Annotated in this window: 36 protein-coding genes; 1 reads left to right on the forward strand and 35 read right to left on the reverse strand. The window is 64.3% G+C overall.

Annotated elements, in window-relative coordinates; genetic code table 11:
* Positions 1 to 24: 24 nt before the first annotated feature.
* The 27 genes from NUW51_RS07260 to rpsL form a co-directional block, all read right to left on the reverse strand.
* Positions 25 to 666 (reverse strand): adenylate kinase, encoded by a 642-nt coding sequence (locus NUW51_RS07260; RefSeq protein ID WP_265564166.1) that lies wholly within the window; start codon positions 664 to 666, stop codon positions 25 to 27.
* A gap of 48 nt (positions 667 to 714) precedes the next feature.
* The gene (gene secY / locus NUW51_RS07265; protein ID WP_265564169.1) at positions 715 to 2088 is read right to left on the reverse strand and encodes a preprotein translocase subunit SecY; all 1374 of its coding nucleotides are present in this window, start codon (positions 2086 to 2088) and stop codon (positions 715 to 717) included.
* 103 nt (positions 2089 to 2191) lie between these two features.
* Positions 2192 to 2686, reverse strand: coding sequence for a 50S ribosomal protein L15 (gene rplO / locus NUW51_RS07270; protein WP_265564171.1), 495 nt, complete (start codon positions 2684 to 2686; stop codon positions 2192 to 2194).
* A 191-nt stretch (positions 2687 to 2877) separates the two neighbouring features.
* Positions 2878 to 3072 (reverse strand): 50S ribosomal protein L30, encoded by a 195-nt coding sequence (rpmD, locus tag NUW51_RS07275; protein ID WP_265564173.1) that lies wholly within the window; start codon positions 3070 to 3072, stop codon positions 2878 to 2880.
* A gap of 5 nt (positions 3073 to 3077) precedes the next feature.
* Positions 3078 to 3875 (reverse strand): 30S ribosomal protein S5, encoded by a 798-nt coding sequence (gene rpsE, locus NUW51_RS07280; protein ID WP_265564174.1) that lies wholly within the window; start codon positions 3873 to 3875, stop codon positions 3078 to 3080.
* Between the two features lies 1 nt (position 3876).
* A complete protein-coding gene (gene rplR, locus NUW51_RS07285; RefSeq protein WP_265564177.1) occupies positions 3877 to 4230 on the reverse strand; it encodes a 50S ribosomal protein L18 in 354 nt (117 codons plus the stop codon).
* Position 4231: 1 nt separating this feature from the next.
* Positions 4232 to 4768: a 50S ribosomal protein L6 gene (gene rplF / locus NUW51_RS07290; RefSeq protein WP_265564179.1), complete on the reverse strand. Its 537-nt coding sequence runs from the start codon at positions 4766 to 4768 to the stop codon at positions 4232 to 4234.
* A complete protein-coding gene (gene rpsH, locus NUW51_RS07295) occupies positions 4768 to 5163 on the reverse strand; it encodes a 30S ribosomal protein S8 (RefSeq protein ID WP_265564181.1) in 396 nt (131 codons plus the stop codon). Before rpsH ends, rplF begins: the two co-directional genes overlap by 1 nt.
* A gap of 10 nt (positions 5164 to 5173) precedes the next feature.
* Positions 5174 to 5479, reverse strand: coding sequence for a 30S ribosomal protein S14 (gene rpsN / locus NUW51_RS07300; RefSeq protein ID WP_245110825.1), 306 nt, complete (start codon positions 5477 to 5479; stop codon positions 5174 to 5176).
* 49 nt (positions 5480 to 5528) lie between these two features.
* Complete coding sequence (gene rplE / locus NUW51_RS07305) at positions 5529 to 6107, reverse strand: 50S ribosomal protein L5 (protein WP_265564184.1); 579 nt, start codon at positions 6105 to 6107, stop codon at positions 5529 to 5531.
* Complete coding sequence (rplX, locus tag NUW51_RS07310; protein ID WP_265564186.1) at positions 6100 to 6420, reverse strand: 50S ribosomal protein L24; 321 nt, start codon at positions 6418 to 6420, stop codon at positions 6100 to 6102. The genes rplE and rplX overlap by 8 nt, the downstream gene beginning before the upstream one ends.
* On the reverse strand, positions 6420 to 6788 hold the full coding sequence (gene rplN, locus NUW51_RS07315) for a 50S ribosomal protein L14 (RefSeq protein WP_244382441.1): 369 nt from the start codon (positions 6786 to 6788) through the stop codon (positions 6420 to 6422). Before rplN ends, rplX begins: the two co-directional genes overlap by 1 nt.
* 31 nt (positions 6789 to 6819) lie before the next feature.
* Entirely contained in the window at positions 6820 to 7095 is a 276-nt protein-coding gene (gene rpsQ, locus NUW51_RS07320) for a 30S ribosomal protein S17 (protein ID WP_244382440.1), read from the reverse strand.
* 15 nt (positions 7096 to 7110) lie between these two features.
* A complete protein-coding gene (gene rpmC / locus NUW51_RS07325) occupies positions 7111 to 7317 on the reverse strand; it encodes a 50S ribosomal protein L29 (RefSeq protein WP_265564188.1) in 207 nt (68 codons plus the stop codon).
* A complete protein-coding gene (gene rplP, locus NUW51_RS07330) occupies positions 7317 to 7751 on the reverse strand; it encodes a 50S ribosomal protein L16 (protein ID WP_245110837.1) in 435 nt (144 codons plus the stop codon). The genes rpmC and rplP overlap by 1 nt, the downstream gene beginning before the upstream one ends.
* 12 nt (positions 7752 to 7763) lie before the next feature.
* Entirely contained in the window at positions 7764 to 8468 is a 705-nt protein-coding gene (rpsC, locus tag NUW51_RS07335) for a 30S ribosomal protein S3 (RefSeq protein WP_265564191.1), read from the reverse strand.
* On the reverse strand, positions 8468 to 8845 hold the full coding sequence (rplV, locus tag NUW51_RS07340; RefSeq protein ID WP_245110843.1) for a 50S ribosomal protein L22: 378 nt from the start codon (positions 8843 to 8845) through the stop codon (positions 8468 to 8470). Before rplV ends, rpsC begins: the two co-directional genes overlap by 1 nt.
* Positions 8845 to 9120, reverse strand: coding sequence for a 30S ribosomal protein S19 (gene rpsS / locus NUW51_RS07345; protein WP_244382435.1), 276 nt, complete (start codon positions 9118 to 9120; stop codon positions 8845 to 8847). Before rpsS ends, rplV begins: the two co-directional genes overlap by 1 nt.
* Positions 9121 to 9126: 6 nt before the next feature.
* Positions 9127 to 9960 carry a 50S ribosomal protein L2 gene (gene rplB, locus NUW51_RS07350; RefSeq protein ID WP_265564194.1) on the reverse strand — a complete coding sequence of 278 codons (834 nt, stop codon included), beginning with the start codon at positions 9958 to 9960 and terminating at the stop codon, positions 9127 to 9129.
* A gap of 6 nt (positions 9961 to 9966) precedes the next feature.
* Positions 9967 to 10281: a 50S ribosomal protein L23 gene (locus NUW51_RS07355; protein WP_265564196.1), complete on the reverse strand. Its 315-nt coding sequence runs from the start codon at positions 10279 to 10281 to the stop codon at positions 9967 to 9969.
* The gene (gene rplD / locus NUW51_RS07360) at positions 10274 to 10903 is read right to left on the reverse strand and encodes a 50S ribosomal protein L4 (protein ID WP_265564197.1); all 630 of its coding nucleotides are present in this window, start codon (positions 10901 to 10903) and stop codon (positions 10274 to 10276) included. Before rplD ends, NUW51_RS07355 begins: the two co-directional genes overlap by 8 nt.
* A 3-nt stretch (positions 10904 to 10906) precedes the next feature.
* On the reverse strand, positions 10907 to 11659 hold the full coding sequence (gene rplC, locus NUW51_RS07365; protein ID WP_265587953.1) for a 50S ribosomal protein L3: 753 nt from the start codon (positions 11657 to 11659) through the stop codon (positions 10907 to 10909).
* A 285-nt stretch (positions 11660 to 11944) separates the two neighbouring features.
* Positions 11945 to 12256 carry a 30S ribosomal protein S10 gene (rpsJ, locus tag NUW51_RS07370; protein WP_011952197.1) on the reverse strand — a complete coding sequence of 104 codons (312 nt, stop codon included), beginning with the start codon at positions 12254 to 12256 and terminating at the stop codon, positions 11945 to 11947.
* Between the two features lie 228 nt (positions 12257 to 12484).
* The gene (gene tuf / locus NUW51_RS07375; RefSeq protein WP_265564199.1) at positions 12485 to 13675 is read right to left on the reverse strand and encodes an elongation factor Tu; all 1191 of its coding nucleotides are present in this window, start codon (positions 13673 to 13675) and stop codon (positions 12485 to 12487) included.
* A gap of 97 nt (positions 13676 to 13772) precedes the next feature.
* Positions 13773 to 15860 (reverse strand): elongation factor G, encoded by a 2088-nt coding sequence (fusA, locus tag NUW51_RS07380; protein WP_265564201.1) that lies wholly within the window; start codon positions 15858 to 15860, stop codon positions 13773 to 13775.
* Between the two features lie 68 nt (positions 15861 to 15928).
* A complete protein-coding gene (gene rpsG, locus NUW51_RS07385) occupies positions 15929 to 16399 on the reverse strand; it encodes a 30S ribosomal protein S7 (RefSeq protein ID WP_265564204.1) in 471 nt (156 codons plus the stop codon).
* Positions 16400 to 16518: 119 nt separating this feature from the next.
* On the reverse strand, positions 16519 to 16890 hold the full coding sequence (gene rpsL, locus NUW51_RS07390; protein ID WP_265564206.1) for a 30S ribosomal protein S12: 372 nt from the start codon (positions 16888 to 16890) through the stop codon (positions 16519 to 16521).
* A 255-nt stretch (positions 16891 to 17145) separates the two neighbouring features.
* Between rpsL and NUW51_RS07395 the strand changes: the two genes are divergently transcribed.
* Positions 17146 to 17409: a hypothetical protein gene (locus tag NUW51_RS07395; protein WP_265564208.1), complete on the forward strand. Its 264-nt coding sequence runs from the start codon at positions 17146 to 17148 to the stop codon at positions 17407 to 17409.
* Here NUW51_RS07395 and NUW51_RS07400 read toward each other — a convergent pair.
* The 8 genes from NUW51_RS07400 to lpdA form a co-directional block, all read right to left on the reverse strand.
* Positions 17406 to 18890: a serine hydrolase gene (locus NUW51_RS07400; RefSeq protein ID WP_265564210.1), complete on the reverse strand. Its 1485-nt coding sequence runs from the start codon at positions 18888 to 18890 to the stop codon at positions 17406 to 17408. The two genes, NUW51_RS07395 and NUW51_RS07400, sit on opposite strands and share 4 nt — an antisense overlap.
* Before the next feature lie 98 nt (positions 18891 to 18988).
* Entirely contained in the window at positions 18989 to 20293 is a 1305-nt protein-coding gene (locus tag NUW51_RS07405) for a metal-dependent hydrolase family protein (protein ID WP_265564212.1), read from the reverse strand.
* A complete protein-coding gene (locus tag NUW51_RS07410; protein ID WP_265564214.1) occupies positions 20269 to 21585 on the reverse strand; it encodes a Xaa-Pro dipeptidase in 1317 nt (438 codons plus the stop codon). The genes NUW51_RS07405 and NUW51_RS07410 overlap by 25 nt, the downstream gene beginning before the upstream one ends.
* A gap of 70 nt (positions 21586 to 21655) precedes the next feature.
* Positions 21656 to 21997: a DUF3140 domain-containing protein gene (locus NUW51_RS07415; RefSeq protein WP_265564216.1), complete on the reverse strand. Its 342-nt coding sequence runs from the start codon at positions 21995 to 21997 to the stop codon at positions 21656 to 21658.
* A 47-nt stretch (positions 21998 to 22044) separates the two neighbouring features.
* Entirely contained in the window at positions 22045 to 22491 is a 447-nt protein-coding gene (locus NUW51_RS07420) for a hypothetical protein (RefSeq protein WP_265564218.1), read from the reverse strand.
* Between the two features lie 60 nt (positions 22492 to 22551).
* Positions 22552 to 23229 carry a hypothetical protein gene (locus NUW51_RS07425; protein ID WP_265564220.1) on the reverse strand — a complete coding sequence of 226 codons (678 nt, stop codon included), beginning with the start codon at positions 23227 to 23229 and terminating at the stop codon, positions 22552 to 22554.
* Positions 23207 to 23839, reverse strand: a complete 633-nt coding sequence (locus NUW51_RS07430; RefSeq protein ID WP_265564221.1) for a lysozyme — start codon at positions 23837 to 23839, stop codon at positions 23207 to 23209. The genes NUW51_RS07425 and NUW51_RS07430 overlap by 23 nt, the downstream gene beginning before the upstream one ends.
* A 98-nt stretch (positions 23840 to 23937) precedes the next feature.
* Entirely contained in the window at positions 23938 to 25350 is a 1413-nt protein-coding gene (lpdA, locus tag NUW51_RS07435; RefSeq protein WP_265564223.1) for a dihydrolipoyl dehydrogenase, read from the reverse strand.
* Between the last annotated feature and the right edge of the window lie 13 nt (positions 25351 to 25363).

Here is a 25363-nt window from a genome sequence, read left to right on the forward strand (position 1 = left end):
GGACGAGCCTAAGCGCCAAAAGCCCTAGCTGTCGAGGATGGCGTCGATCGCGGCGGCGACCTCGTCGACGCTGCCCATGCCATCGACGTGACGGACGAGGCCCTGGTCCTCGTAGAAGGGCAGGATGGGCGCGGTCTTGGCGCGATATTCGGCCATGCGGTTGCGCACCGTTTCCTCATTGTCGTCGGGACGCTTCTTGAAGTCGTGCTCGCCGCAGACATCGCAGGTCCCCTCGACCTTCGGCGGCTTGGCGGTCTCGTGATAGAGCGCGCCGCAATTGGCGCAGCTGAAGCGGCCGCAGATGCGGGTCACCAGCGCGTCCTCGTCGACCTTGAGTTCGATCACATGGGCCAGCTTGCGGCCACGATCGGCGAGCAGCATCTCGAGCGCTTCGGCCTGGTGCTGGGTGCGCGGATAACCATCGAAGATGGCGCCGTTGGTGGCATCCTCAAGATGCTCGCCGATCAGCGCCGAGACGATGGCGTCGGAGACGAGTTCGCCCCGCTCCATGACTTCCTTGGCCTGTTTGCCGACGGGGGTGCCCGCCTTGATCGCGGCGCGCAGCATGTCGCCGGTCGAGAGCTGTTTCATGCCGCGGGTCGCTTCGAGACGATGCGCCTGCGTCCCCTTGCCGGCGCCCGGGGGGCCAAGAAGGATGATGTCCATGTGAAGGCCTCGCTTCGAATCGTTACCGTCTTGCGACAGGGCTAGCGGCTAGCGGCGGCGACCGCCACCCTTGAGCTTCGCCTTCTTGATGAGGTCGCCATATTGATGCGCGATGAGATGGCTCTGCACCTGGCTGACGAAATCGACCGTCACGTTGACGATGATGAGCAGGCTGGTGCCGCCGAGAAGCGCGCTGCCGACATCGAGGTTCGAGAAGAGGATCTCGGGGATGAGGCAGATGGTGACGAGGTACGCCGCGCCGATGACGGTGATGCGGTTGAGCAGGTAATCGAAATATTGCTCGGTCGCCTTGCCCGGACGGATGCCGGGGACGAAGCCGCCCGCGCGCTTCAAATTCTCCGACGTGTCCTCGCTGTTGAACTGCACCGAGGCGTAGAAGAAGCAGAAGAAGGCGATGCCGGCCCCGTAGAGGAACAGGTAGAGCGGCGCGCCGCGCTGGAGGAAGGTCGAGATGGTGATAAGCCAGTCGCTCGAATCCGACGCGGGGTCCGCACCGCCGCCCGCGAACTGTAGGACGGTGAGCGGCATGAGCAGGATCGAGCTGGCGAAAATCGGCGGGATGACGCCCGCGATATTGACCTTCATCGGCAGGTGGCTGCGCTCCTGCTGCATCATGCCGCGCGCGGTGGCGCGCTTGGGATATTGCACGAGGACGCGGCGCTGGGCGCGCTCCATGAAGCAGATGAAGAGAACGAGGACGACCAGCAGCAGGATGACCGAGACGACGACCAGCGGGTCGACCGCGCCCGAACGGCCGCTTTCGAACAGCTGGGCGAGCAGGCCCGGCATGGAGGCGACGATGCCCGCCATGATGATGAGGCTGATGCCGTTGCCGATCCCGCGGCTGGTGATCTGTTCACCCAGCCACATGAGGAAGAGCGTGCCGCCGATGAGGCTGATCGTGGCCGCGATGCGGAAGGTCATGCCCGGTTCGACCACGGCGGCGATGCCCTGGTTGGCCCCGAGGCCTTCGAGGCCGGTGGCGATGACATAGCCCTGCACGGTCGTCAGCAGCACGGTCAGGTAGCGGGTGTATTGGTTGAGCTTCTTGCGCCCGACTTCGCCTTCCTTCTTGAGCTGCTTCCACGGTTCGTGGAGCGCGGCACCGAGTTGGACGACGATCGAGGCGGTGATGTAGGGCATGATGCCGAGCGCGATGATGCTCATGCGCTCGAGGCTGCCGCCCGAGAAAGTGTTGAAGAAGTCGAGGACGCCGCCGCGCTGCGTGTCGAACAGCTGCTGCAGCGAGCGCGGATCGATGCCGGGAATGGGCACGAAGGAGAGGAAGCGGAAGAGCACCAGCACGCCGAGCGTGAACCAGAGGCGCTTCTTCAGGTCGGTGGCCTTGCGAAAGCTGTCGAAGCTGATGCCGGCAGCCATGTTCTCGGCGGAGGTCGCCATGTGCTATTCCCTTGTCTTCAAGCCGGGCGGCACAAGACGCCACCCCCCCAGGAGGCTCGATATAGGAAGGGGTGGGACGATGCCCACCCCTTCACGGTTCTTTTTAGGCGTCGGCCTTGTCGTCGGTCTTGACCGGCGCGGTCACTTCGACCTTGCCGCCAGCCTTCTCGACCGCCTCGATGGCGCCCTTGGAGGCACCGGCGACCTTGAAGCTGACCTTCGACTTGAGTTCGCCCTTGGCAAGGAGGCGCACGCCATGCTTGCCGCCACGGGTCAGGCCGATGGCGTTGAGGGCTTCCTGGTCGACGACCTTCTTGGCGTCGAGCTTCTTCTCGTCGATGGCCTTCTGGACCATGCCGATGTTGACGATCGCATAGTCCTTGCCGAACGGGTTGTTGAAGCCGCGCTTCGGCAGGCGCATGTGGAGCGGCATCTGGCCGCCTTCGAACCCGTTGATCGAGACGCCCGAACGGCTCTTCTGGCCCTTCTGGCCGCGACCGCCGGTCTTGCCCTTGCCCGAGCCGATACCGCGGCCGACGCGCATGCGGCCCTTGCGGGCGCCGTCATTGTCCTTGAGGTCGTTGATCTTGATGGTCATGTCTTGCACTCGCTTTCGCTTTTCATCGCGCTTGGATTGGATAAAGGGAGGCCTTCCAGCGACTTGATCGGAAGCTCCCGGCGCGCTGCCTCTAGGACAGGTCGCCTGAACGGGCAAGAGGGGCCGTCACCGAAGTGCTAGCCCCTCTCCCCTTTGCTACCCGGCTCGAGGGCCCGGCAGCGGATCCTTGCTTACGCGTCTTCGACGGTGACGAGGTGCTGGACCTTCTTCACCTGGCCGAGGACTTCCGGGGTCGCCTTGACTTCGACGGTCCGGTGCATCTTGTTGAGACCGAGGCCGACGAGGGTCGCGCGCTGGGTCTTGTCACGACGGATCGGCGAACCGGTCTGCGTGATCTTGATCGTCTTGGTGTCGTTCTTGGCCATGGGGCTTACTCCGTCACCGCGTCGGCGGTCGCTTCGGCCTCGGCCTTGTCCATGCCACCACGGCCGAGAAGGTCGGCGACCTTCTTGCCGCGACGCTGGGCGACGCTGCGCGGGCTGGTCTGATCCTTGAGCGCCTCGAAGGTGGCGCGGATCATGTTGAACGGGTTGGCGGTGCCGTTCGACTTGGTCACGACGTCGGCGACGCCGAGCGCTTCGAACACGGCACGCATCGGACCGCCGGCGATGATGCCGGTCCCCGGAGGCGCGGTGCGAACCACGACCTTGCCGGCACCGAAGTGGCCCTTGCCGTCATGATGAAGGGTGCGACCTTCCTTCAGCGGCACGCGGACCATCGCCTTTTTGGCGGCGGCCGTCGCCTTGTTGATCGCTTCGGGCACTTCGCGGGCCTTGCCCGAGCCGAAGCCCGCGCGGCCCTTGCCGTCACCGACCACGACGAGCGCGGCGAAACCGAAGCGCTTACCGCCCTTCACGGTCTTCGAGACGCGGTTGATGTGAACGAGCTTTTCAATGAGCTCTTCGCCATCTTCCTCATTGCGGCGGTTGTCACGACCACCGCGACCGCGGCCACGGCCACCGTCGCGACCGCCACGACCGCCATCACGGCCACCGCCGCGACCGCCGCGACCGCCGCGGGGCTTGTCGTCACCGGCGACGCCGGCAGCAGCCTGGGCAACGGCAACCTCGGGGGTTTCCGCGACGCCGGGGGCCTGTTCGCCGTGGGCCGTTTCGGTGGCGGGCGTTTCGGTCGCCTGCACGTCGTCGGTCTTCTTTTCGTCAGCCATATTAGAACTCCAGCCCTTCTTCACGGGCGGCTTCGGCCAGCGCCTTGACGCGGCCATGGAAGAGGAACCCGCCACGGTCGAACACGACCGTGCTCACGCCGGCCTTCTTGGCCTTGGCGGCGACGGTCTTGCCGACGGTGGTCGCGGCATCGACATTCGCACCCGACTTGACCTTGACGTCCTTGTCGAGGGTCGAGGCCGAAGCGATCGTCTTGCCGGCGGCATCGTCGATGACCTGGGCGTAGATGTGCTTGCCCGAGCGGTGCACCGACAGGCGGGGCTTACCGGCGGAGCGCGCCTTGAGCGCCGAGCGGACCCGGCGACGGCGGCGTTCGAAGAGGGACAGTTTAGCCATCTTACTTCTTCTTGCCTTCCTTGCGGAAAATATATTCCCCGCGATATTTGATGCCCTTGCCCTTATAGGGTTCAGGCTTGCGCCACTTGCGGATTTCCGCCGCGAAGTGCCCGACGAGCTGCTTGTCGATCCCCGAGACTTCCACCGTGGTGTTGTCCGGGGTCTTCACCTCGACGCCTTCCGGTACGTCGAGATCGACATCGTGGCTGTAGCCGAGCTGAAGCTTGAGCTTCTTGCCCTGCGCCTGCGCACGGTAACCGACGCCGTTGATCTCGAGGACCTTCTGGTAGCCCTCGGTGACGCCGTCGACGAGGTTCTGCACGAGCGTGCGCTGCATGCCCCAAACCTGGCGGCTACGCTGCGACATGTTGTGCGGCGTGACCTTGATCTCGCCGTCCTCGATGTCGAACTTGATGAGGTCGTCCATCATCTCCATCGCCAAGGTGCCTTTGGGCCCCTTGACGGAGAGGGTGGTGCCTTCGGTGCTGGCGGTGACGCCAGCAGGAAGCACGACCGGTTTTTTCCCGATGCGGCTCATTAGAACACCTCCGCCAGCACTTCGCCGCCGACATTGTTCTCGCGCGCTTCGGCGTCCGAGAGGACACCGCGCGGGGTCGACACGATGGTGATGCCAAGGCCGTTGCGAATGCGGGGCAGATCCTGCGAACCCGAGTAGACGCGGCGGCCCGGCTTGGAGACGCGGGCCACGTGCTTGATCGCCGGCTGGCCTTCGAAATATTTCAGCTCGATCCGCAAGCCGGCCTTGCCCGCCAGCTCTTCTTCCGAATAGCCGCGGATGAAGCCTTCGCGCTGCAGCACGTCGAGAACGCGCGCACGCAGCTTGGACGCGGGCGACAGGATCGAGTCCTTGCGCGCCTGCTGGCCGTTGCGGATGCGGGTGAGCATATCACCCAGGGGGTCGGTCATCGCCATGCCAGATTCCTTACCAGCTCGACTTGGTGAAGCCCGGGATCAGGCCCTTGTTGCCCAATTCACGGATCATGATGCGCGAAAGACGGAACTTGCGGTAGTAACCGCGGCTCCGGCCGGTCAGCTCGCAGCGGTTGCGGATCCGGGTCGGATTCGCGTTGCGCGGCAGTTCGGCCATCTTCAGGCGGGCAATCAGGCGCTCGGTTTCATCGAGCGACTTGTCGTTCGCCTGTTCCTTCAGCTTTGCGTACTTCGGCGCATATTGCTTCGCGAGCTTCTTGCGCTTCTCGTTCTTGTTCACGGAACTCAGTTTCGCCATGACTTAAGTTCTCTCTTTCCTGTTTGAGGGATCGAGAGACCGCGTATGTTTACGCGGCCTCCTCTTCCTTCTTTTCCGCGGGGAACGGGAAGTTGAAGAGACGCAGCAGTTCGCGCGCTTCCTCGTCCGTCTTCGCGGTGGTGGTCACGATGATGTCCATGCCCCGGACCTTGTCGACATTGTCGTAGGAGATTTCCGGGAAGACGATCTGTTCCTTGAGGCCCATCGCATAGTTGCCACGGCCGTCGAACGACTTCGGGTTCAACCCACGGAAGTCGCGCACGCGCGGCAGCGCGATGGTCACGAGGCGGTCGACGAATTCGTACATGCGCTCGCGGCGAAGGGTCACCTTCGCGCCGATCGGCATGCCTTCACGCAGCTTGAACTGCGCGATCGACTTCTTCGCCTTGGTGATGACGGGCTTCTGGCCCGAGATCAGTTCCATTTCGGCGGCCGCGTTCTGGACCTTCTTCTTGTCCTGCGTGGCTTCGCCGACGCCCATGTTGATGACGACCTTCTCGAGCTTGGGAACCTCCATGTGGTTCTTGTAGCCGAACTTTTCGGTCATCGCCTTCACGATGCGCTCGTCATAGTCCTTCTTCAGGCGCGGAGTGTAATCCTTAGCCATCGATCTTCTCCCCGGAACGCGTCGCGACGCGAACCTTCTTGCCGTCGACCGTCTCGAAGCGGACGCGGGTCGCCTTGCCGTCCTTGGGATCGGCGAGCGCCACCTTGGAGGCGAACATCGGCGCCTCGCGCTTCTCCAGACCGCCATTGGGGTCCATCTGGGTCGGCTTCTTGTGACGGGTGATGATGTTCACACCCTCGACGACGAGCTTGCCTTCCTTGGGGAGGACCTTGGTGACCGTACCGGTCTTGCCCTTGTCCTTGCCCGACAGGATGACGACGCTGTCGCCCTTCTTGATCTTCGCGGCGGCCATTACAGCACCTCCGGAGCCAGGCTGATGATCTTCATGTGCTTCTTGGCGCGCAGTTCGCGCACCACCGGGCCGAAGATACGAGTGCCGATGGGCTCTTCATTCTTGTTGACGAGGACCGCGGCATTGCCGTCGAAACGGATCACCGTCCCGTCGGGGCGGCGAATGTCCTTGGCGGTGCGGACGATGACGGCACGGTGCACGTCACCCTTCTTCACCTTGCCACGCGGTGCGGCTTCCTTGACCGACACGACGATCGTGTCGCCGACGCTGGCGAAACGACGCTTGGACCCGCCCAGTACCTTAATGCACTGGACGCGCTTGGCGCCGCTGTTGTCCGCAACGTCGAGGTTCGATTGCATCTGGATCATGGTTGACCCTTCCTACCTTCCTTAACGCTGCTCAGCCTTCGACCGGGGTGTCGAGGTCGGCCGGATTGGCCGCCGCGACGCGATCGAGAACTTTCCAGCTCTTGGTCTTCGAAATCGGCTTGCATTCCTCGATGCGCACCGTCTCGCCCATCGAGATCTCGTTGTTCTCGTCATGGGCGTGATACTTTTTCGACAGCTTGATGATCTTGCCGTAGAGCGGGTGCTTCACCCGGCGCTCGACACGAACCACCACCGTCTTGTCTCCCTTGTCGGAGACGACCGTTCCCTGAAGGATACGTTTCGGCATTCTTCGTCTCCTACCTTACGCCTTGGCCGCTTCGACCTGGCGCTGGTTCTGCAGCGTCATGATCTGCGCGATCGAACGACGCACTTCACGGACGCGGGCGGGCTTTTCGAGCTGACCGGTGGCAGCCTGGAAGCGCAGGTTGAACTGCTCCTTCTTCAGCTGCGACAGCTCGTCGGCGAGCTGGTCGTCGCTCTTGGCTTTGAGATCGTCGATCTTGGCCATTACTTCTTCTCCTCGATCAGGCTCTCGCCGAGGCGGGCCACGACCTTGGTCTTGATCGGCAGCTTCTCCGCGGCACGCTCGAAGGCGGCCTTGGCGAGCGGACCCGAAACCCCGTCCAGTTCGAACAGGATACGACCCGGCTTGACGCGAGCGGCCCAGAATTCGGGGCTGCCCTTGCCCTTGCCCATGCGGACTTCGGCGGGCTTCTTCGAGACCGGAAGGTCCGGGAAGATGCGGATCCACAGGCGGCCCTGACGGCGCATGTGGCGGGTGATCGCACGGCGGGCGGCTTCGATCTGGCGCGCGGTGATGCGCTCCGGCTCGAGGGCCTTCAGACCGTAGGCGCCGAAGTTCAGTTCGGTCCCACCCTTGGCATTGCCATGGATGCGGCCCTTGAACGCCTTGCGGAATTTGGTGCGCTTGGGTTGCAGCATCTCAAATCACTCCTATCGACGGTCGCGCGCCGGGCGAACGCCCGAAGTCTGCGCATCCATCATCAGCTTTTCCTGCGCCAGCGGGTCGTGGCCGAGGATCTCGCCCTTGAAGACCCAGCACTTGATGCCGCACACGCCATAAGCGGTGTGCGCCTGCGCTTCGGCATAGTCGACGTTACCGCGCAGCGTGTGCAGCGGGACGCGGCCTTCGCGATACCATTCGGTACGCGCGATTTCGGCACCGCCGAGACGACCCGCACAGGTGATGCGGATGCCTTCGGCACCAAGACGCAGCGCCGACTGGACGGCACGCTTCATGGCACGGCGGAAGGCGACACGGCGCTCGAGCTGGTCGGCCACACCCTGCGCGACGAGGCGCGCATCGATTTCCGGCTTGCGGATCTCGACGATGTTGAGGCTGACTTCGCTGTCGGTCATCTTGCCGAGCTTGGCCTTCAGCTTCTCGATGTCCGCGCCCTTCTTGCCGATGATGACACCGGGACGGGCAGCGTAGATCGAGATGCGGCACAGCTTGGCCGGACGCTCGATGACCACCTTGGAGATCGCCGCCTGGGGCAGTTCTTCCATGATGAACCGACGGATCTTGAGATCCTCGAGGAGCTGCTTGCCATAGTCCTGGCCTTCCGCGAACCAACGCGAATCCCAGGTGCGGTTGATCTGCAACCGCAGGCCGATGGGGGAACTCTTGTGACCCATTAGGCTTCTTCCTGCTCGCGAACGACGACACGCAGACGGCTGAACGGCTTTTCGATCCGGGTCGAACGGCCGCGCGCACGGGTCGCGAAACGCTTCATGGTGAGCGACTTGCCGACCGAGGCTTCGGCCACGATCAGGCTGTCGACGTCGAGATTGTGGTTGTTTTCCGCATTGGCCACGGCGCTGGCGAGCACCTTATAGGCGTCCTCGGCCATCCCCTTGTTCGAAAACTTGAGGATGTTGAGGGCTTCCTCGACCTTGCGGCCACGGATCAGGCCCGCGACGAGGTTGAGCTTGCGGCTCGACCCACGGATCATGGAGCCGACCGCGAGCGCCTCGTTATCGGCGACCTTGCGGGGGGATTTCGCTTTCGACATTAGCGCTTACCCTTCTTGTCGGCGGCGTGGCCCGGGAAGCTGCGCGTCGGCGCGAACTCGCCAAGCTTCATGCCGACCATCTCTTCGGAGACGGCGACCGGCACGAATTTCTTGCCGTTGTAGACGTTGAACGTGAGGCCCACGAACTGCGGCAGGATCGTCGAGCGGCGCGACCAGGTCTTGATCGGCTTGGCGTTCGACTGTTCCTGCGCCGCTTCCGCCTTCTTCAGAAGCGACAGTTCGACAAAGGGACCTTTCCAGATGGAACGAGCCATGTTCGTTTAGCCCTTCTTCTTGGCGTGACGCGAACGGATGATGAACTTATCCGTCTGCTTGTTCTTGCGGGTACGCGCACCCTTGGTCGGCTTGCCCCACGGGGTGACCGGGTGACGGCCGCCCGAGGTGCGGCCTTCACCACCGCCGTGCGGGTGGTCGACCGGGTTCTTGGCGACACCGCGGGTGAGCGGACGCTTGCCCATCCAGCGGGTACGACCCGCCTTGGCCAGCGTCTGGTTCGAATTGTCCGGGTTCGAGACCGCACCGACCGAAGCCATGCAGTCCGAGCGGATGTAGCGCTGCTCGCCCGAGTTCATGCGAACGATGACCATGCCCTTGTCGCGGCCGACGACCTGGCAATAGGTGCCAGCGGCGCGCGCGATCTGACCGCCCTTGCCGGGCTTCAGCTCGATGTTGTGGACGATGGTACCGACCGGCATCTGGCCGATCTTCATCGCATTGCCCGGCTTCACGTCGACCTTGTCGCCCGCAACCACCTTGTCACCCGGCGCGAGGCGCTGCGGAGCCAGGATGTAGCTCTGCGTGCCGTCGGCGTAGGTGATCAGCGCGATGAACGCCGAACGGTTGGGATCATATTCCAGGCGCTCGACCGTGGCTTCGCCCTCGGTCCGACGCTTGAAGTCGATGATGCGATACTTCTGCTTGTGACCGCCGCCGATGCCGCGGGCCGTGACATGGCCCTTGTTGTTGCGGCCGCCCGACTTGGTCTTGCCTTCGGTCAGCGCCTTGACGGGCTTGCCCTTGTGCAGCGCCGAACGATCCACGAGGATCAGGCCACGGCGCGCGGGGCTCGTCGGTTTATATGCCTTGAGTGCCATTGGTCCTTACACCCCGCTCGTATAGTCGATCATCTGCCCGTCTTTCAGGGTGATGACCGCCTTCTTCTCGTCCGAACGCTTGTAGGGCTTGCCCTTCCAGCGCTTGGTCTTGCCCTTCACGTTGATGGTGTTCACCTTGGTGACCTCCACCCCGTAAAGCGCTTCGACCGCTGCCTTGATCTGCGGCTTGGTCGCGTCGCCCGCGACCTTGAACACCACCGCATTATGTTCGGCGGCCATGGTCGCCTTTTCGGTGATGTGCGGCGCGCGGATCACGTCATAGTGACGGTTCTCGACCGCTTTCTTCTCTGCCTTAGCCATTGAAACGGGCCTCCAGCTTTTCGATGCCGGCCTTGGTAAGGACCAGCGTGTCGTGACGCAGGATGTCGTAGACGTTGGCACCGACGGCCGGCAGCAGGTTGATGCCGGGGATGTTGGCGCTGGCGCGGGCGAAGCCCACGTTCACCGCATCGCCGTCGACGACCAGGTTGGTCTTGCCGAAGCCGAGCTTGTCGAGCTTGGCGACCAGCGCCTTGGTCTTGGCGTCACCGTTCATGTCGAGATTGTCGAGCACGATCAGCTTGCCGCCCTTGGCCTTGGCCGAGAGCGCCATCTTCAGGCCGAGCGCGCGAACCTTTTTGTTGAGACTCGAGCTGAACGTGCGGGCACGGGCGCCGTGCGCCTTGCCGCCGCCGATGAAGATCGGCGCCTTGCGATCGCCGTGACGAGCGGTACCGCCGCCCTTCTGGCGACCGAACTTCTTGCCGGTGCGCGCGACATCCGAGCGCTCGCGGGTCGCACGCGCCGGGGCGCGGCGGTTGACGAGCTGCCAGGTGACGACGCGGTGCAGGATGTCTTCGCGCGGCTCGACACCGAAGATGGTGTCGTCGAGCTGCACGTCGCCGCCTGCTTTCGCATCGAGGGTCTGAACCTTGACCTTCATGGCTTAGCCTTCCTTGCTTTCGTCGGCCGCGACCGCGTTGTCCGCAGTCTGGTCGGCGCCAGCTTCATTGTTCGACTTCGCGTCGCTCTTGAGCGCGGCCGGATAGGGCGCGTCCGAGTGGCGCGGAAGCTTGACCGCGTCCGAGACCATCAGCCAGCCACCCTTCGAACCGGGCACCGAGCCCTTGACGAAGAGAAGCCCGCGCTCGGCATCGGTGCGGACGATTTCGAGATTCTGCTGCGTACGGGTGCGAGCACCCATGTGACCGGCCATCTTCTTGTTCTTGAAGACGCGGCCCGGATCCTGGCGGTTACCCGTCGAACCGTGCGCACGGTGGCTGATCGACACGCCGTGCGTGGCGCGCATGCCGCCGAAGCCCCAGCGCTTCATGGCGCCGGCGAAGCCCTTACCCTGGGTCACGCCCTGGATGTCGACCTTCTGGCCCGGAACGAAATGCTCGGCCGAGATCTCGGCGCCGATGTCGAGGAGCGCATCCTCGTCGACGCGGAATTCCGCGACCTGCATCTTGGGTTCGACTTCGGCCTTGCCGAAGGCTTCGCGCTGCGGCTTGTTGACGTTCTTCGCCTTCGCCTTGCCGGCGCCGAGCGCCACAGCGGTGTAACCGTCTTTGTCTTTTTCGCGACGACCGACGACCTGGACGCCGTCGAGGTGAAGGACGGTAACCGGCACGTGCCGACCGTCCGCCTCGAACAGGCGGGTCATCCCCATCTTCTTCGCGATCACGCCAGTGCGCATGATCATATGCTCCCATCAGAGGCCCGCGCCGCTTCATTGCGACGAGGGCGTGCGACCCGTTGAAATGTGCGAAACCCCCGCTTGGGTCGTTCCTGCCGATGGGGCAGGAGGCGGGGGACGCATGACCACGGCCTTGCCGTGCGGTATCCCAGTGCCTCGAAGGCGCCGATCGGGACCGGCGCCCAGAGTATGCAGCTTTGAGGGCTGCAAATCCTTGATTTTGCTGGCTCCCGGCGCGCGCCGGGCGACTCACAAAGCCTTCCCGCGGGAAGTCTTGCGCGCCCTTTAGGCCAGTTTGATCTCCACGTCCACCCCTGCGGCGAGGTCGAGCTTCATCAGCGCATCTACCGTCTGCGGCGTGGGCTGCACGATATCGAGGAGGCGCTTGTAGGTGCGGACCTCGAACTGCTCGCGCGACTTCTTGTCGATGTGCGGACCGCGGTTCACGGTGAACTTCTCGATGCGCGTCGGCAGCGGAATAGGACCGCGAATAAGGGCACCGGTACGGCGCGCCGTGTCAGCAATGTCGCCCGTGGCCTGGTCGAGGACACGATGGTCGAAGGCCTTCAGACGAATACGAATATTCTGCGTTTCCATTTTCCACTCACCGATGCGAAAGAGCCAGGCCCTTCAGGCAGCCGCCGTCCGGGCCAAACATGTTCAAACCAAAAAATCGAAGCCCCTGTTCTTCTAGGTGCGTTGTATATCGCAACCCATCTGAACGGGGCCTGAAACCTGTACTCGAGGACCGAAAATCTCCGGGCCTCAAAACAATCGCGGGGGTCGATGACGAATCACCGACCCCCGCGGCTGTGTGGGCCTATATTAGGCTTTGATCGAGCCGACAACCCCCGCGCCGACGGTACGACCGCCTTCACGGATGGCGAAGCGCAGGCCCTGGTCCATCGCGATCGGCGCGATGAGCTTGACGCCCAGCTTCACATTGTCACCCGGCATGACCATCTCGGTGCCTTCCGGCAGCGTGACTTCGCCGGTGACGTCGGTGGTGCGGAAGTAGAACTGCGGACGATAGTTCGCAAAGAACGGCGTGTGACGGCCGCCCTCGTCCTTCGACAGGACGTAGACTTCGGCATCGAACTCGGTGTGCGGGGTGATCGAACCCGGCTTGGCCAGAACCTGGCCACGCTCGACGTCGTCACGACCAACGCCGCGGATCAGCGCGCCGATGTTGTCGCCAGCCTGGCCCTGGTCGAGCAGCTTGCGGAACATTTCGACGCCGGTCACGGTCGTCTTGGTGGTGTCCTTGATGCCGACGATTTCGACTTCGTCACCCACGTTGACGATGCCGGTTTCGACACGGCCGGTCACGACGGTGCCGCGGCCCGAGATCGAGAACACGTCTTCGATCGGCATGAGGAAGTCCTTGTCGAGGGGACGTTCCGGCTCGGGGATCCACTCGTCGACCGCAGCCATGAGCTTCATGATCGCGTCCTGGCCGATTTCACGGTTGCTGTCTTCCAGCGCCGCAAGCGCCGAACCGGCGATGATCGGAATGTTGTCGCCGTCGAAGTCGCGCTTCGAGAGTTCTTCGCGGATTTCGAGTTCGACGAGTTCGAGCAGCTCGGGATCGTCGACCTGGTCGACCTTGTTGAGGAAGACGACCATGGTGGGGACGCCGACCTGCTTGGCGAGCAGGATGTGCTCCTTGGTCTGCGGCATCGGGCCGTCAGCGGCCGAGACGACGAGGATCGCGCCGTCCATCTGGGCGGCACCGGTGATCATGTTCTTCACATAGTCGGCGTGACCCGGGCAGTCGACGTGCGCATAGTGACGGTTTTCGGTTTCATACTCGACGTGCGCGGTCGAGATGGTGATGCCACGCTCGCGCTCTTCCGGAGCCTTGTCGATGTTCGCGAAATCGACGGCTTCCGAAGTGCCATGCTCCGCGAGCGTCTTGGTGATCGCCGCGGTGAGCGAGGTCTTGCCGTGGTCGACGTGACCGATGGTGCCGATGTTGACGTGCGGTTTGTTCCGCTCGAATTTTGCCTTCGCCATTATACGCCTCTTTGTCTGTTCGTATGTCTTCAGTTGGTTGGGCGGGCGCCCTAAGACGCGCCGCCCATAACGCCTAATTTGCGGTTACGCCAGCCCTTTAGGCGAGCTTCGCCTTGAGTTCGTCCGCGACATTCTGCGGGACTTCGTCATAGTGCGAGAACTGCATGCTGTACTGGGCACGGCCCGAGGTGAAGCTGCGCAGTTCGTTGATGTAACCGAACATGTTCGCCAGCGGGACCATGGCCTCGACCGCCTGGGCGTTGCCCCGGCTGTCGGTACCTTGGATCTGGCCACGGCGGCTGTTCAAGTCGCCGATCACATCGCCGAGATAGTCCTCGGGGGTCACGACTTCAACCTTCATGACCGGCTCCAAGAGCTTGATGCCCGCCTTCTGCGCGATTTCGCGCATGGCGGCACGGCCGGCGATTTCGAACGCGAGCGCGCTCGAGTCGACGTCGTGATACTTGCCGTCGGTCAGTTCGATGTCGAAGTCGATGATCGGGAAGCCGATGAGCGACCCCGTCTCGGCGGTCTCGCGCATGCCCTTCTCGACCGACGGGATATATTCCTTGGGAATATTGCCGCCCTTGACGTTGTCGGTGAAGGTGATGCCCGCGCCGCGTTCACCCGGCGTGACATTGATCTTCACCTCGGCGAACTGACCCGAACCACCCGACTGCTTCTTGTGGGTGTAGGTCATTTCGGCCGACTTCTTGAGCGATTCGCGATAGGCGACCTGCGGGGCGCCGACATTGGCGTCCACCTTGAACTCGCGCTTCATGCGATCGACGATGATGTCGAGGTGCAGTTCGCCCATGCCCTTGATGATGGTCTGGCCCGATTCATGGTCGGTCGAGACGCGGAACGAGGGATCCTCGGCGGCCAGGCGGTTGAGCGCGATGCCCATCTTTTCCTGGTCGGCCTTGGTCTTGGGTTCGACCGACAGCTCGATGACGGGATCGGGGAATTCCATCCGCTCGAGGATGATCGGCGCGCGTTCGGCGCACAGCGTGTCCCCGGTGGTGGTGTCCTTGAGGCCGGCGATGGCGACGATGTCGCCCGCATAGGCCTCATCGATGTCTTCGCGGTTGTTCGAGTGCATGAGCAGCATGCGCCCGATCTTTTCCTTCTTGTCCTTCACGGTGTTGAGCACCGAGCCCTTGGTGAGCTTGCCCGAATAGATGCGGGCGAAGGTCAAGGAGCCGACGAACGGGTCGTTCATGATCTTGAAGGCGAGCGCCGCGAAGGGCGCATCGTCGCTCGAGGGACGCGTGTCGGTCTTTTCGGTGTCGGGGATGACACCTTCGATGGCCGGAACGTCGATCGGGCTCGGCATATATTCGACGACGGCGTCGAGCAGGGGCTGGACGCCCTTGTTCTTGAACGCCGAGCCGCACAGCACCGGCACGAACGCCCGCGCCAGCGTGCCCTTGCGAATGAGCTTCTTGAGCGTGTCGACGTCGGGCTGTTCGCCTTCGAGATAGGCCATCATCGCATCGTCGTCCTGTTCGACGGCGAGCTCGACGAGCTTCTCGCGATATTCATTGGCCTTGTCGGCCATGTCGGCCGGGATGTCGGTGTAGGTGAACTTGGCACCGAGGCTCTCGTCTTCCCACACCACGCCGCGCATCTCGACGAGGTCGACAATGCCCTTGAGCTGGTCTTCGGCGCCGATCGGCAGCGCGAGGACGAGCGGGGTCGCGCCGAGGCGCTCAACGATCGAGTTGACGCAATAATAGAAGTCGGCACCGGTACGGTCGAGCTTGTTGATGAAGCACATCCGCGGGACCTTGTACTTGTCCGCCTGGCGCCACACGGTTTCCGACTGCGGTTCGACACCGGCGACGCCATCGAACACGGCAACCGCACCGTCGAGCACGCGGAGCGAACGCTCGACTTCGATGGTGAAGTCGACGTGGCCCGGGGTGTCGATGATGTTGATGCGATGCTCTTCACCGCCCTCGACGGTCCAGAAGGTGGTGGTCGCAGCCGACGTGATCGTGATCCCGCGCTCCTGCTCCTGCTCCATCCAGTCCATGGTGGCGGCGCCGTCATGGACTTCGCCGATCTTGTAGGACTTGCCGGTGTAGTAAAGGATACGCTCGGTCGTGGTGGTCTTGCCGGCGTCGATGTGCGCCATGATACCGATGTTGCGGTAGCGCTCGATGGGATGGCTGCGGGCCATGGGATCAGTCTCCGAAGATCAAGGGGTGGCCGCCGAATGGCGACCCCCCGTTACAGTTTGAATGCGAACTACCAGCGATAGTGGCTGAAGGCGCGGTTCGCTTCGGCCATGCGGTGCGTGTCTTCGCGCTTCTTGACGGCGTTGCCACGGTTGTTGGCGGCATCCATCAGCTCGCCCGACAGGCGCGCGGCCATGGTCTTTTCGGGACGCGCACGCGCGGCACCGATAAGCCAGCGAATGGCCAGCGCCTGGGCGCGGTCCGGACGGACCTCGACGGGCACCTGGTAGGTCGCACCACCGACGCGGCGCGAACGCACTTCGACGGCAGGCTTGATGTTGTTGAGGGCGTCGTGGAAGACGGCCAGCGGATCGTTCTTTAGGCGCGCTTCGACGCTGTCGAGGGCACCGTAGACGATGCTTTCGGCGACCGACTTCTTACCATCGAGCATGACCGAGTTCATGAACTTGGACAGCACCAGATCCCCGAACTTGGGATCGGGAAGGATGACGCGCTTCTCAGGGCGACGACGACGGGACATAGGAAATTCCTTTTTCAGTTCCACCGGCCCACCGGCCCGACCCCTGTCGGACCCTCGTGGCGAGCGGCGGACGATCAACCTGTCATCCGGTCAGGCAAGGCCGACCGGACGCGAAGCGCTTACTTGGGACGCTTGGCGCCGTACTTCGAACGGCTCTGCTTGCGGTCCTTGACGCCCTGCGTGTCGAGCACGCCGCGCAGCACGTGATAGCGCACGCCCGGAAGGTCGCGCACACGGCCGCCGCGGATCAGCACGACGCTGTGCTCCTGGAGGTTGTGGCCTTCGCCCGGGATGTAGGAAATCACTTCGCGGCTGTTCGTCAGACGCACCTTGGCGACCTTGCGAAGCGCCGAGTTCGGCTTCTTCGGGGTCGTGGTGTAGACGCGGGTGCAGACACCGCGCTTCTGCGGGTTCTGTTCCATCGCAGGGACCTTCGATTTGGCCTTCTGGATGGTGCGACCCTTGCGGATCAACTGGTTAATCGTGGGCATGAAGCCTTCACCTTTCATCGTGCCGGGCAACCCCCGGCGGTTACTTTGCTCCAACAGGCAATAGCGAAGACCCCTCCCCGATCGTTCGAAGAAGGCCTCCGCGTCCCATGCTGCAAGCAATGTTCAGCTCTGTCCGTGGTTTAGGTCGATCAGAATCGCCATCCGCCCCGGACGAGCGCGCCTTTAAAGGAGCTTGGGGCAAGCGTCAATGGCACCGGCGGAACAAGACGGCGAGGCGAGACGCTGGCACGAGCGATGACGCTCTATCTCGTGCTGCTCCCCGCCGACGTGTCGGTCGATTTCGCCGACGATGCCCACCCGCTCAGCGAGACGCTGTGGCTGGTTCGCTCGGCCCGCGACCGCTCGCGGCTCTTTCACGACCTGCGCGACCAGTTCGCGCGCGGCCTGCCGTTGATGGTGGCGCCGCTCGAGGATTGCCCCGAGGGCTGGCCCAAGTTCAAGCATCTCGCCCCCGGCGCCCTCGCGTGGCTGCGCGCGGGCGCGCCGAGCCAAGGCTAGGGCCGCTCGCCCGCCTCGATCCGTGCGATCATGGCAGAGGCATTCTCAAGGTTCGGGTCGAGCGCGAGGGCGCTGCGATAGGCCGCGATCGCGTCGGCATCGCGCCCGGCATGCCACAGCGCCTCGCCATAGCTGTCGCGCATATTGGCGCTTTGCGGATGCGCCTCGATCCCGCGTTCGAGCAGGGCGATCGCTTCATCCGGTCGGCCGCGGCCGAGGAACTGATAGGCCATCCAGTTGATCGAGCCCTCGTCCATCTCGCCCGCGAGCTGCGTGGCCTCGTCGTCAGCGCCGGTGCGCAGCGCCATCGCCGCGCGGCGCCACAGGCTCGCCTCGGGCGGCGCGACGGGCTCGCCATGGGCAAGGCTTTCGAGTGCGTCGGAGACGTGCGTGACCGCCATCGAGCCGTCCATTTCGTCGCCGTTGATAAGCACCACGGTGGTGATGTCGCTCTGCGGGAAATAGCGCAGGTCCGAATAATAAGGCCCGATATGGCCGTCGTGATAGATGAAGGTGCGGCCATTGGCGCGTTCGGCGCGGAACAGGCCGCGCCCGGTCGCCACCTTGCCGTACCAGTCGCTATCGACCCACGGTTCGGCGGGCTCGGTCATGACGGTGAGCATGGCGGGATCCTCGAACACTTCGCCGCCGTGCAGCGCGCGGGTCCAGCGGAACAGGTCGCCGACGGTCGAGACGATCATCCCGGCGGCATAAGGCGCGCCATGGTCGTCCATATAATCCGCGGCCTCCCAGCCGAGCACGGTAGGGGCCATGCCGCGCGCTTCCATCGCGATGGGCTCGTCCGCCTCGGGCAGGCTGGTCTCGTCGAGCCCAAGCGGATCGAGCAGCAGGGTGCGCACCGCCTCCTTGTAGGACAGGCCGCTCGCCTCCTCGATGATCGCGCCGAGGATCCAGTAATTGGCATTGGAATAATGCGACTGCCCCTCGCCGCGCGCCGCCGCGCCGGGCTCGCCGCGCAGCGGATCGCTCATGATGCGGCGGATGTGCGGTTCGGGATCCTCGACCTTCAGCACCCGGACATCGGCGCGGCGACCGGCGCGGCGGTCGATCCCGCTGTCATGCGCCATCAGCTGGGCGATGGTGATGCGATTGCCGGCCGCCGGTTCGTAATAGGGCAAGTGATCGGTGATGACATCGTCGAGCGAGAGCTTGCCCTGCTCGGCCAGCTTGAGCGCGGCCGCGACGGTGAACTGCTTGGAGACGGACGCGATACGGAAGCGATGGTCGGCGGTGAGCGGCTCGCCGTCGACGCCGCCCAAGCCATGGCCTGCGGCATAGAGGATCTTGTCGCCCTTGCCGATCAGCACCGCGCCATTGAGGACCCCGGCCTCGCGATAGCGCTCGAGTTCGGTGGCGGGATCGCCCGCGATCGCGAAGGCCGCGGCCTCGCGCGTTTCGGTGCAGCCCGCGCTCGGCACGGCCATCGCAAGTGCCGCCACCGTCATCCATGCCCTGACCATGCCACTCTCCGTCAATTTTCGCCCCCGGCTATCGCCGCCACGCAGGGCTGGCCACCGGGCTTTCGACAAACGTCATGGACGCTCCCATCGGCGGCGATTCAATTCTCCAGGTCGACCACCTGCCCGCGCGCCATGACGAAGGCGGGCGCCTTGTAGACTTCGACGTCGGCGAGCGGGTCGCCGGTGACGGCGAGGATATCGGCGCTCTTGCCCGGCTCGATGGTGCCGACTTCGTCCGACAGCCCCAAGAGGTCGGCGGCGTTGATGGTGGCGGCCACCAGCGCGGCCTCGGGGGTCATGCCATTGGCCACCATCAAGGTGAACTCATCGGCGTTGCGACCATGTTTCCACACGCCCGCATCGGTGCCGAAAGCGATTTTCACCCCGGCGGGCACGAGCCGCTGGAGCGACTTGCCGGTGATGCCGATGCGCCACTGGATCTTCTCGGCGACCGAGGGGGCTTCATTCTCGATCCCCGCTGCGACGCGCGCGTGATAGCTGTTCACGGTCATCAGCGTGGGAACGTAATAGGTGTCGCTCGCCGCCCAGGCGCGCACCAGTTCATCGGACAGGATGGTGCCATGTTCGATACTGTCGACGCCAAGCTGGACTGCCATCAGCGCGCCGTCGGCGCCATGGGCGTGGACCGCGATCCTTTTGTCGTAGAGCCGCGCGGTCTCGACGATGGCACGCGCCTCGTCCATGTGCATCTGCGCGCCGAGGCCAGCGCCGATGCGGCTGTTGACCCCGCCGGTGATGGCGAACTTGATGACGTCGGCGCCATTGGCGACCTGTTCGCGCACCGCGCGGCGGCAATCGGCGGGCCCGTCGCAGGTATTGCCGTTCAACTCCATCATCGGACGAAAGTCGGGACGCAGCCCGACCGCGCCGTCCATGTGACCGGCGGTGGTCGAGATGGGCATGCCGGCATCGAGGATGCGCGGTCCCATGACGAGCCCTTCGGCCACCGCGGTGGAGAGCGCTTCGGTCGCGCCGGTGCCATCGCCGAGATTGCGCACCGTGGTGAAACCCGCGCGCAACGTCTTCATGCCGTTGACGTAAGCGTTCAACGTGTACCAATTGTCGGTGCGCACGAAGCCTTCGAGGAAGCCCGCATTGCCGGTGCTGTCGCTGGTGAGATGGACATGGGCATCGATGAGGCCGGGAAGCACCGTCTTGTCCGACAGGTCGATCAGCGTGGCGCCTGCGGGCACGTCGGCAAAGCCGTCGGCGAGCGAGATGATGCGGCCGTCATCGACGATGATGGTCGAGGGGCCGCGCACCGCCTCGCCCGGCACGGCGATCAGCCGTCCGGCGTGAATCACCTGCGGCGCGGCCTGCGCCCCGCTCGCGAGCAGGGCGGCGACCAGCCCGCCGATCAGTCCTTTGGTTGCAATGCCCATGGCACCATCTCCTCCACGGGCGTGCCGCCCTTCAATACCTGTTGCACATCCTCGAGCAGCGTCACGTCGGCGAGCGGATCGCCCGCCACCGCCACCATGTCGGCATAGCGCCCGACGGCGATGGCACCGACATCGTCCTCGCGGCCCAATGCCTCGGCGGCATTCCATGTCGCCGCGCGGATCGCCTCGAGCGGCGTCATGCCATAGTCCACCATGACCGCGAACTGGCCGGGCACCCAGGCGGGCGGCATGACGCCCACGTCGCTGGCGAAGACCATGCGGACCCCGGCCTCGTGCGCGGCGCGGAAATTGTCGCGCTGCGCCTGCGCGATTTCGCGGTCCTTGCGCAAATTCTCGGGCAGGGTGCCGGTGCTCTCCCCCATCGCCTGCGTATAGTCGGTGTTGCGGATATCCATCGCGAACCAGACCGGGCGGTCGCGGTTCACGGCCATGGCGATGCCTTCGGCATCGACGAGGCTGGCATGTTCGATGGTGTCGATTCCGGCCGTGATGGCGCGCTTGATCCCTTCGGCCCCATGCGCATGCGCGGCGGCGCGAAGGCCCCATTGGTGCGCTTCCTCGGCGATGGCGGACAGTTCGGCGACCGACAGCTGTGGCTGCCCCGGCTCGGTATTGAGCGAAAACACCCCGCCGGTAGCGCAGACCTTGATGACCTCGGCGCCATATTTGCGCTGGCGGCGGACCTGGTAGCGCAGTTCCTCGGGCGTATCGCCGATCCCCTCGCCTTTTTCCTCGGGATCGAGGCTGGGCGGCAGGAAGCTGCTATCGCAATGTCCGCCGGTGGCGCCGAGCGAATAGCCTGCCGGGACGATGCGAGGGCCGACGACATAGCCGTCCTCGATCGCTTGGCGGAGGCCGACACCGATGCGGTCGCGGCTGCCGACCATGCGCACGGTGGTGAAGCCCAGTTCGAGCATCGCCTGCGCGGTCGGCACGCTGGTGATGGCCCAGAAACTGTCGGTCTTTTGATAACGGCGATAGCCGCGAATGTCGGCGGGCGAAGAGAAATGGACGTGCATGTCGATCAGCCCCGGCAGCAGCGTCATGCCGGGGTAGGTCCACACCGTATCACCGGGGCGTGCGCCAAGCGTTTGGCCCTCGCCCAGCTCCTCGATCGAGACGATGCGCCCGTCCGCGCCGACCCGGATTACCGGATTGTCGACATAGCGCCCCGCCGCCACATCGAGATAGCGTTCGGCGGTAATATAGGTGTCGGCGCTGGCCGCCTGCGGCAGCATCATCGCCGCAGCGATCGTCAAGGCAAGGCGCATGGTTCGTCCCCCATTTCGTCACGGAAGACTAGGGCGCGGGGGTGGCCGCCTGTCAATCCTTAGGCGCGCATCAATCCTTGAGCGGGTCGTGGCCCCAGTTCATGAGGCTGTAGCGCCAGTCCGAATGTTCGACATCGCCGTCGGGTCCTTGCGCGCAGTGGCGGTGCACATAGCCGATGACCTTTTCCATATGGTCGTGATCGGCATCGGTGAGCTCGTCGACATTCTTGCGCTTGATCTCGACGATGCGGCGGCCCGAACGGTGGCCGGTGCTCTCGCCGGAGTCATTGTCGCCGACCGATTTCGATTCCTCGGTGTCGAGCCAGTCTTCGAGTTCGGACGGGCTCATGTTGACGACGTCGCGAAATTCCTTGCGGATGTCGACGCGGTCTTTCTGGTCGCTGTCACTCATGTCCGTGTCTCCTTCGCCCGATTGAACGGGCGAAGAGCCGCGTGGGTTCAGGCGAGCTTGCGACCGAAGGCCATCGAGCGCTGGACGAAGGGGTCGAGCGGGGTGTCGAGTTCGAGCACTTCTTCGTTGGCCGCCTTGCGCTCGCGCGCCTCGGCCTGTTCGGATTTCTCGGCCTCGCGCGCGGCCTTGGCCGCGGCGGCGGCGCGTTGGCGCTCCTGCTTGTAGCGGGCGATGGCCTCGTCGGCCTCGAAACCGTCGAACTGGCCGGGCGCGGCCTTGGGGCGCGGGTCATCGGCGAACAGCGCGGCGATCTCACTGCCCATGTCGAGCAGCTTGGGCAGGGCGAGCAGCAGGCAGGCACCGCCGATGGCGACGATGAACGCACGCATATTGCCGATGATGCCGTCATCGGAGCCGAGGAGGAGGATGGCGAGCGTGCCGAGGATGACGACGCCGACGCCGGAGCGAACGGGGGTGACGATCTTCTGGTCCATGACCCAGCGTTAAACAAAGAGCGGGCTACCACGAGGTAACCGATTGGCGTTAATCGTGATTTAATCCTGTTCGGGACCCGTTTCCTCACCCGCCTGCGCCTGCGCCAGTGCGGCGGCGGCAGCCTCGGCGGCGGCCTGGCTGTTGACCGTGACCAGCTTGGGCCGTGCCCCGGTCTCGGGCACGACGAGCCACAGCGCGCCGAGATCGAAGAAAGCGCCCTTGTCGGGGATGACGGTCATCTGTTCGAGCGCCAGCGAGCGCATCCGGTCGAGCGTATTTTGCGTGAAGACTTCGTCGAAGGCCTCCTCGAGCATGGCAGCCTCGGTCAGTTCGCGGATCGTCCCATCCTCGCCGATGAAGAGGAGCGGGATGCCTGCCTCGGCGAGCGTGGCGGCGCGGTCGCCGCTGGTGGCGGCATCGCGCAGCGCCTTCAGCGTCTTTTCAAATTGCGAGGCGCTGGTGGCGGTGGCGCAACTGATCGCCCCGCCCTCGGCCGCGTCATGGCTGCGGTCATAGTCGCGTTCGCTTTCACCGACGAAATCGCCGGCTTTTTCGCGCGCGTCCCAGATGACGAGCAGGCAATCCTCGGCGGCGCTGCTGCCCGCGGCCTCGCGGCTGCCGTCGACCTGCGCCTCGTCGAGCGCCTGCATCGCCGGGCTCTCGCCTTCGCCGCAGCCCGTCAGCGCCAGTGCGAACGCGGCCAGAAAAGCCCATTCAACCTTCACGCGGATCACCATATTCCCCTCTTTCGAACATTCGTCGCCGCCGTTCGGAGCGGTTGACGAGCCCGCCCGCGCGCCGGCCGTCGCGCGCTTTGCTATAGCTCAATTCGCGCGCGACCCCGGCATAATCGCCCCTTGCCAGCGCCTCGTTGAGCTTGGGGCTCTTGGACGGCAGCACATTGCCCGGGCCGACGTTATAGACGAGATCGACCAGCGCATCGAATTCGTTCTGGCTCAGCGGCGTCGCCTTGGCGATGCGTCGCACGCCGTCCTCGGCCTGTTTGAGGTCGCCTTTCAGGAACTCGCGCATCTGCGCCTCGGTGATGCGGTCGCCCACGCGCAGCCCGTCCTCGGGGCGGACGAGATGCCCCGCGCCGACGGTCGGCAGGCCGGTGATGTCGCGATAGACGGTAAGGACCTTGCCCTCTTCCTCCTGGATTGCGTCGACTAGGTCGTCGGAGGCGAACAATTCCTCGGCGAGGAAACGCTGCCCCTCATCGAGCACGTCACCGACTTCCTGGTCGATGTCTTCTTCGAGGTCCCGAAGGTCCTCGACAGGCGTTTCGCTCACCGTGAAGAAGGCGATCAGGGGGGCGAGCAATTGCGACCTGCCGGTGAAGGGCATGACGGTCCTTGGGAAAGGGGACGACCCCTGCCCTACGAACCAGCATCAACCCGCGTTCCCCCGATCGGCGGGGCCGACCCGGCCTCATCGACCCAAGCCTAGATGTGCAGCACGCGCCCTTCGGCCGACAGCACCGCCTCGTGCATCATTTCCGACAGGGTCGGATGCGCGAAAACGGTGTTGATGAAGTCGGTCTCGACCAGTTCGGCGGTCTTGCCGATGGTATAGCCCTGGATGAGCTCGGTCACCTCGGCGCCGATCATGTGCGCGCCCAAGAGTTCGCCCGTCTTGGCGTCGAACACGGTCTTGATGAAGCCCTGCGTCTCGCCCAGCGCGATCGCCTTGCCATTACCGATGAAGGGGAATTTGCCGACCTTGACGGTGTAGCCCTCTTCCTTGGCCTTGGCCTCGGTCAGGCCGACGCTGGCGATCTGCGGATGGCAATAGGTGCAGCCCGGAATATTGCGCACGTCCATCGCGTGGGGATGGACGTCCTTGTTGCCCATTTCCTTGGCGATGGCCTCGACGCAGATGATGCCCTCGTGGCTGGCCTTGTGCGCGAGCCACGGCGGCGCGGTGACGTCGCCGATCGCCCAGATGCCCTTGACGTTGGTGCGGCACATTTCGTCGGTGTTGATATGCCCCTTGGTGGTCGCGACCTTGAGCTTTTCCAGCCCGATATTCTCGGTGTTGGGGACGATGCCGATGGCGACAATGCAGTGCGAGAACTGCTTCTTCTCGACCTTGCCCGCCGCATCCTTGATCTCGGCGGTGACGCCGCCCTTGTCGGCCTTGAGGCTGTTGACGCCGGCCTTCGGCAGGATGGTCATGCCCTGCTTCTTGAGCTGCTTCAGGAGTTCGGCACTGATGTCGGCATCCTCGACCGGCACGATGCGGTCCATCACCTCGACCACGGTCACATTGGCGCCCATGTCGTTGTAGAAGCTGGCGAACTCGATGCCGATCGCGCCCGAGCCGATGACCAGCAGGTCCTTGGGCATCGCAGGCGGGGTCATGGCGGTGCGATAGGTCCAGATGCGGTCCCCATCGGCGGGGGCGAAGGGCAGGTCGCGGGCACGCGCGCCCGTCGCGACGATAATATGCTTGGCGGAAAGCTGCGTTTTCTTGCCGTCCTTCTCGACGGTCATCTTGCCCGGCGCGTCGATCGAGCCATTGCCCATATGCACGTCGATCTTGTTCTTCTTCATCAGCCCGGTGACGCCCTGGTTGAGCTGCTTTGCCACCGCACGGCTGCGCGCCACCACTTTCTCGAGGTCCATGCTCACGCCCTCGGCCTTCAGCCCGAAGCTCTCGGCGTGCTTCATATGGTGAAAAATCTCGCCCGAGCGCAGCAGCGCCTTGGTCGGGATGCAGCCCCAGTTGAGGCAGATGCCGCCCAGATTCTCGCGCTCGACGATCGCTGTCTTGAGGCCCAATTGCGACGCCCGGATCGCCGCGACATAGCCGCCGGGGCCCGAACCGAGGACGATGAGGTCGTAAGTATTGGCCATCTTGCCGCGTCTC

It is taken from the genome of Sphingomicrobium arenosum, assembly GCF_026157085.1.
GTDB lineage: Bacteria > Pseudomonadota > Alphaproteobacteria > Sphingomonadales > Sphingomonadaceae > Sphingomicrobium > Sphingomicrobium arenosum.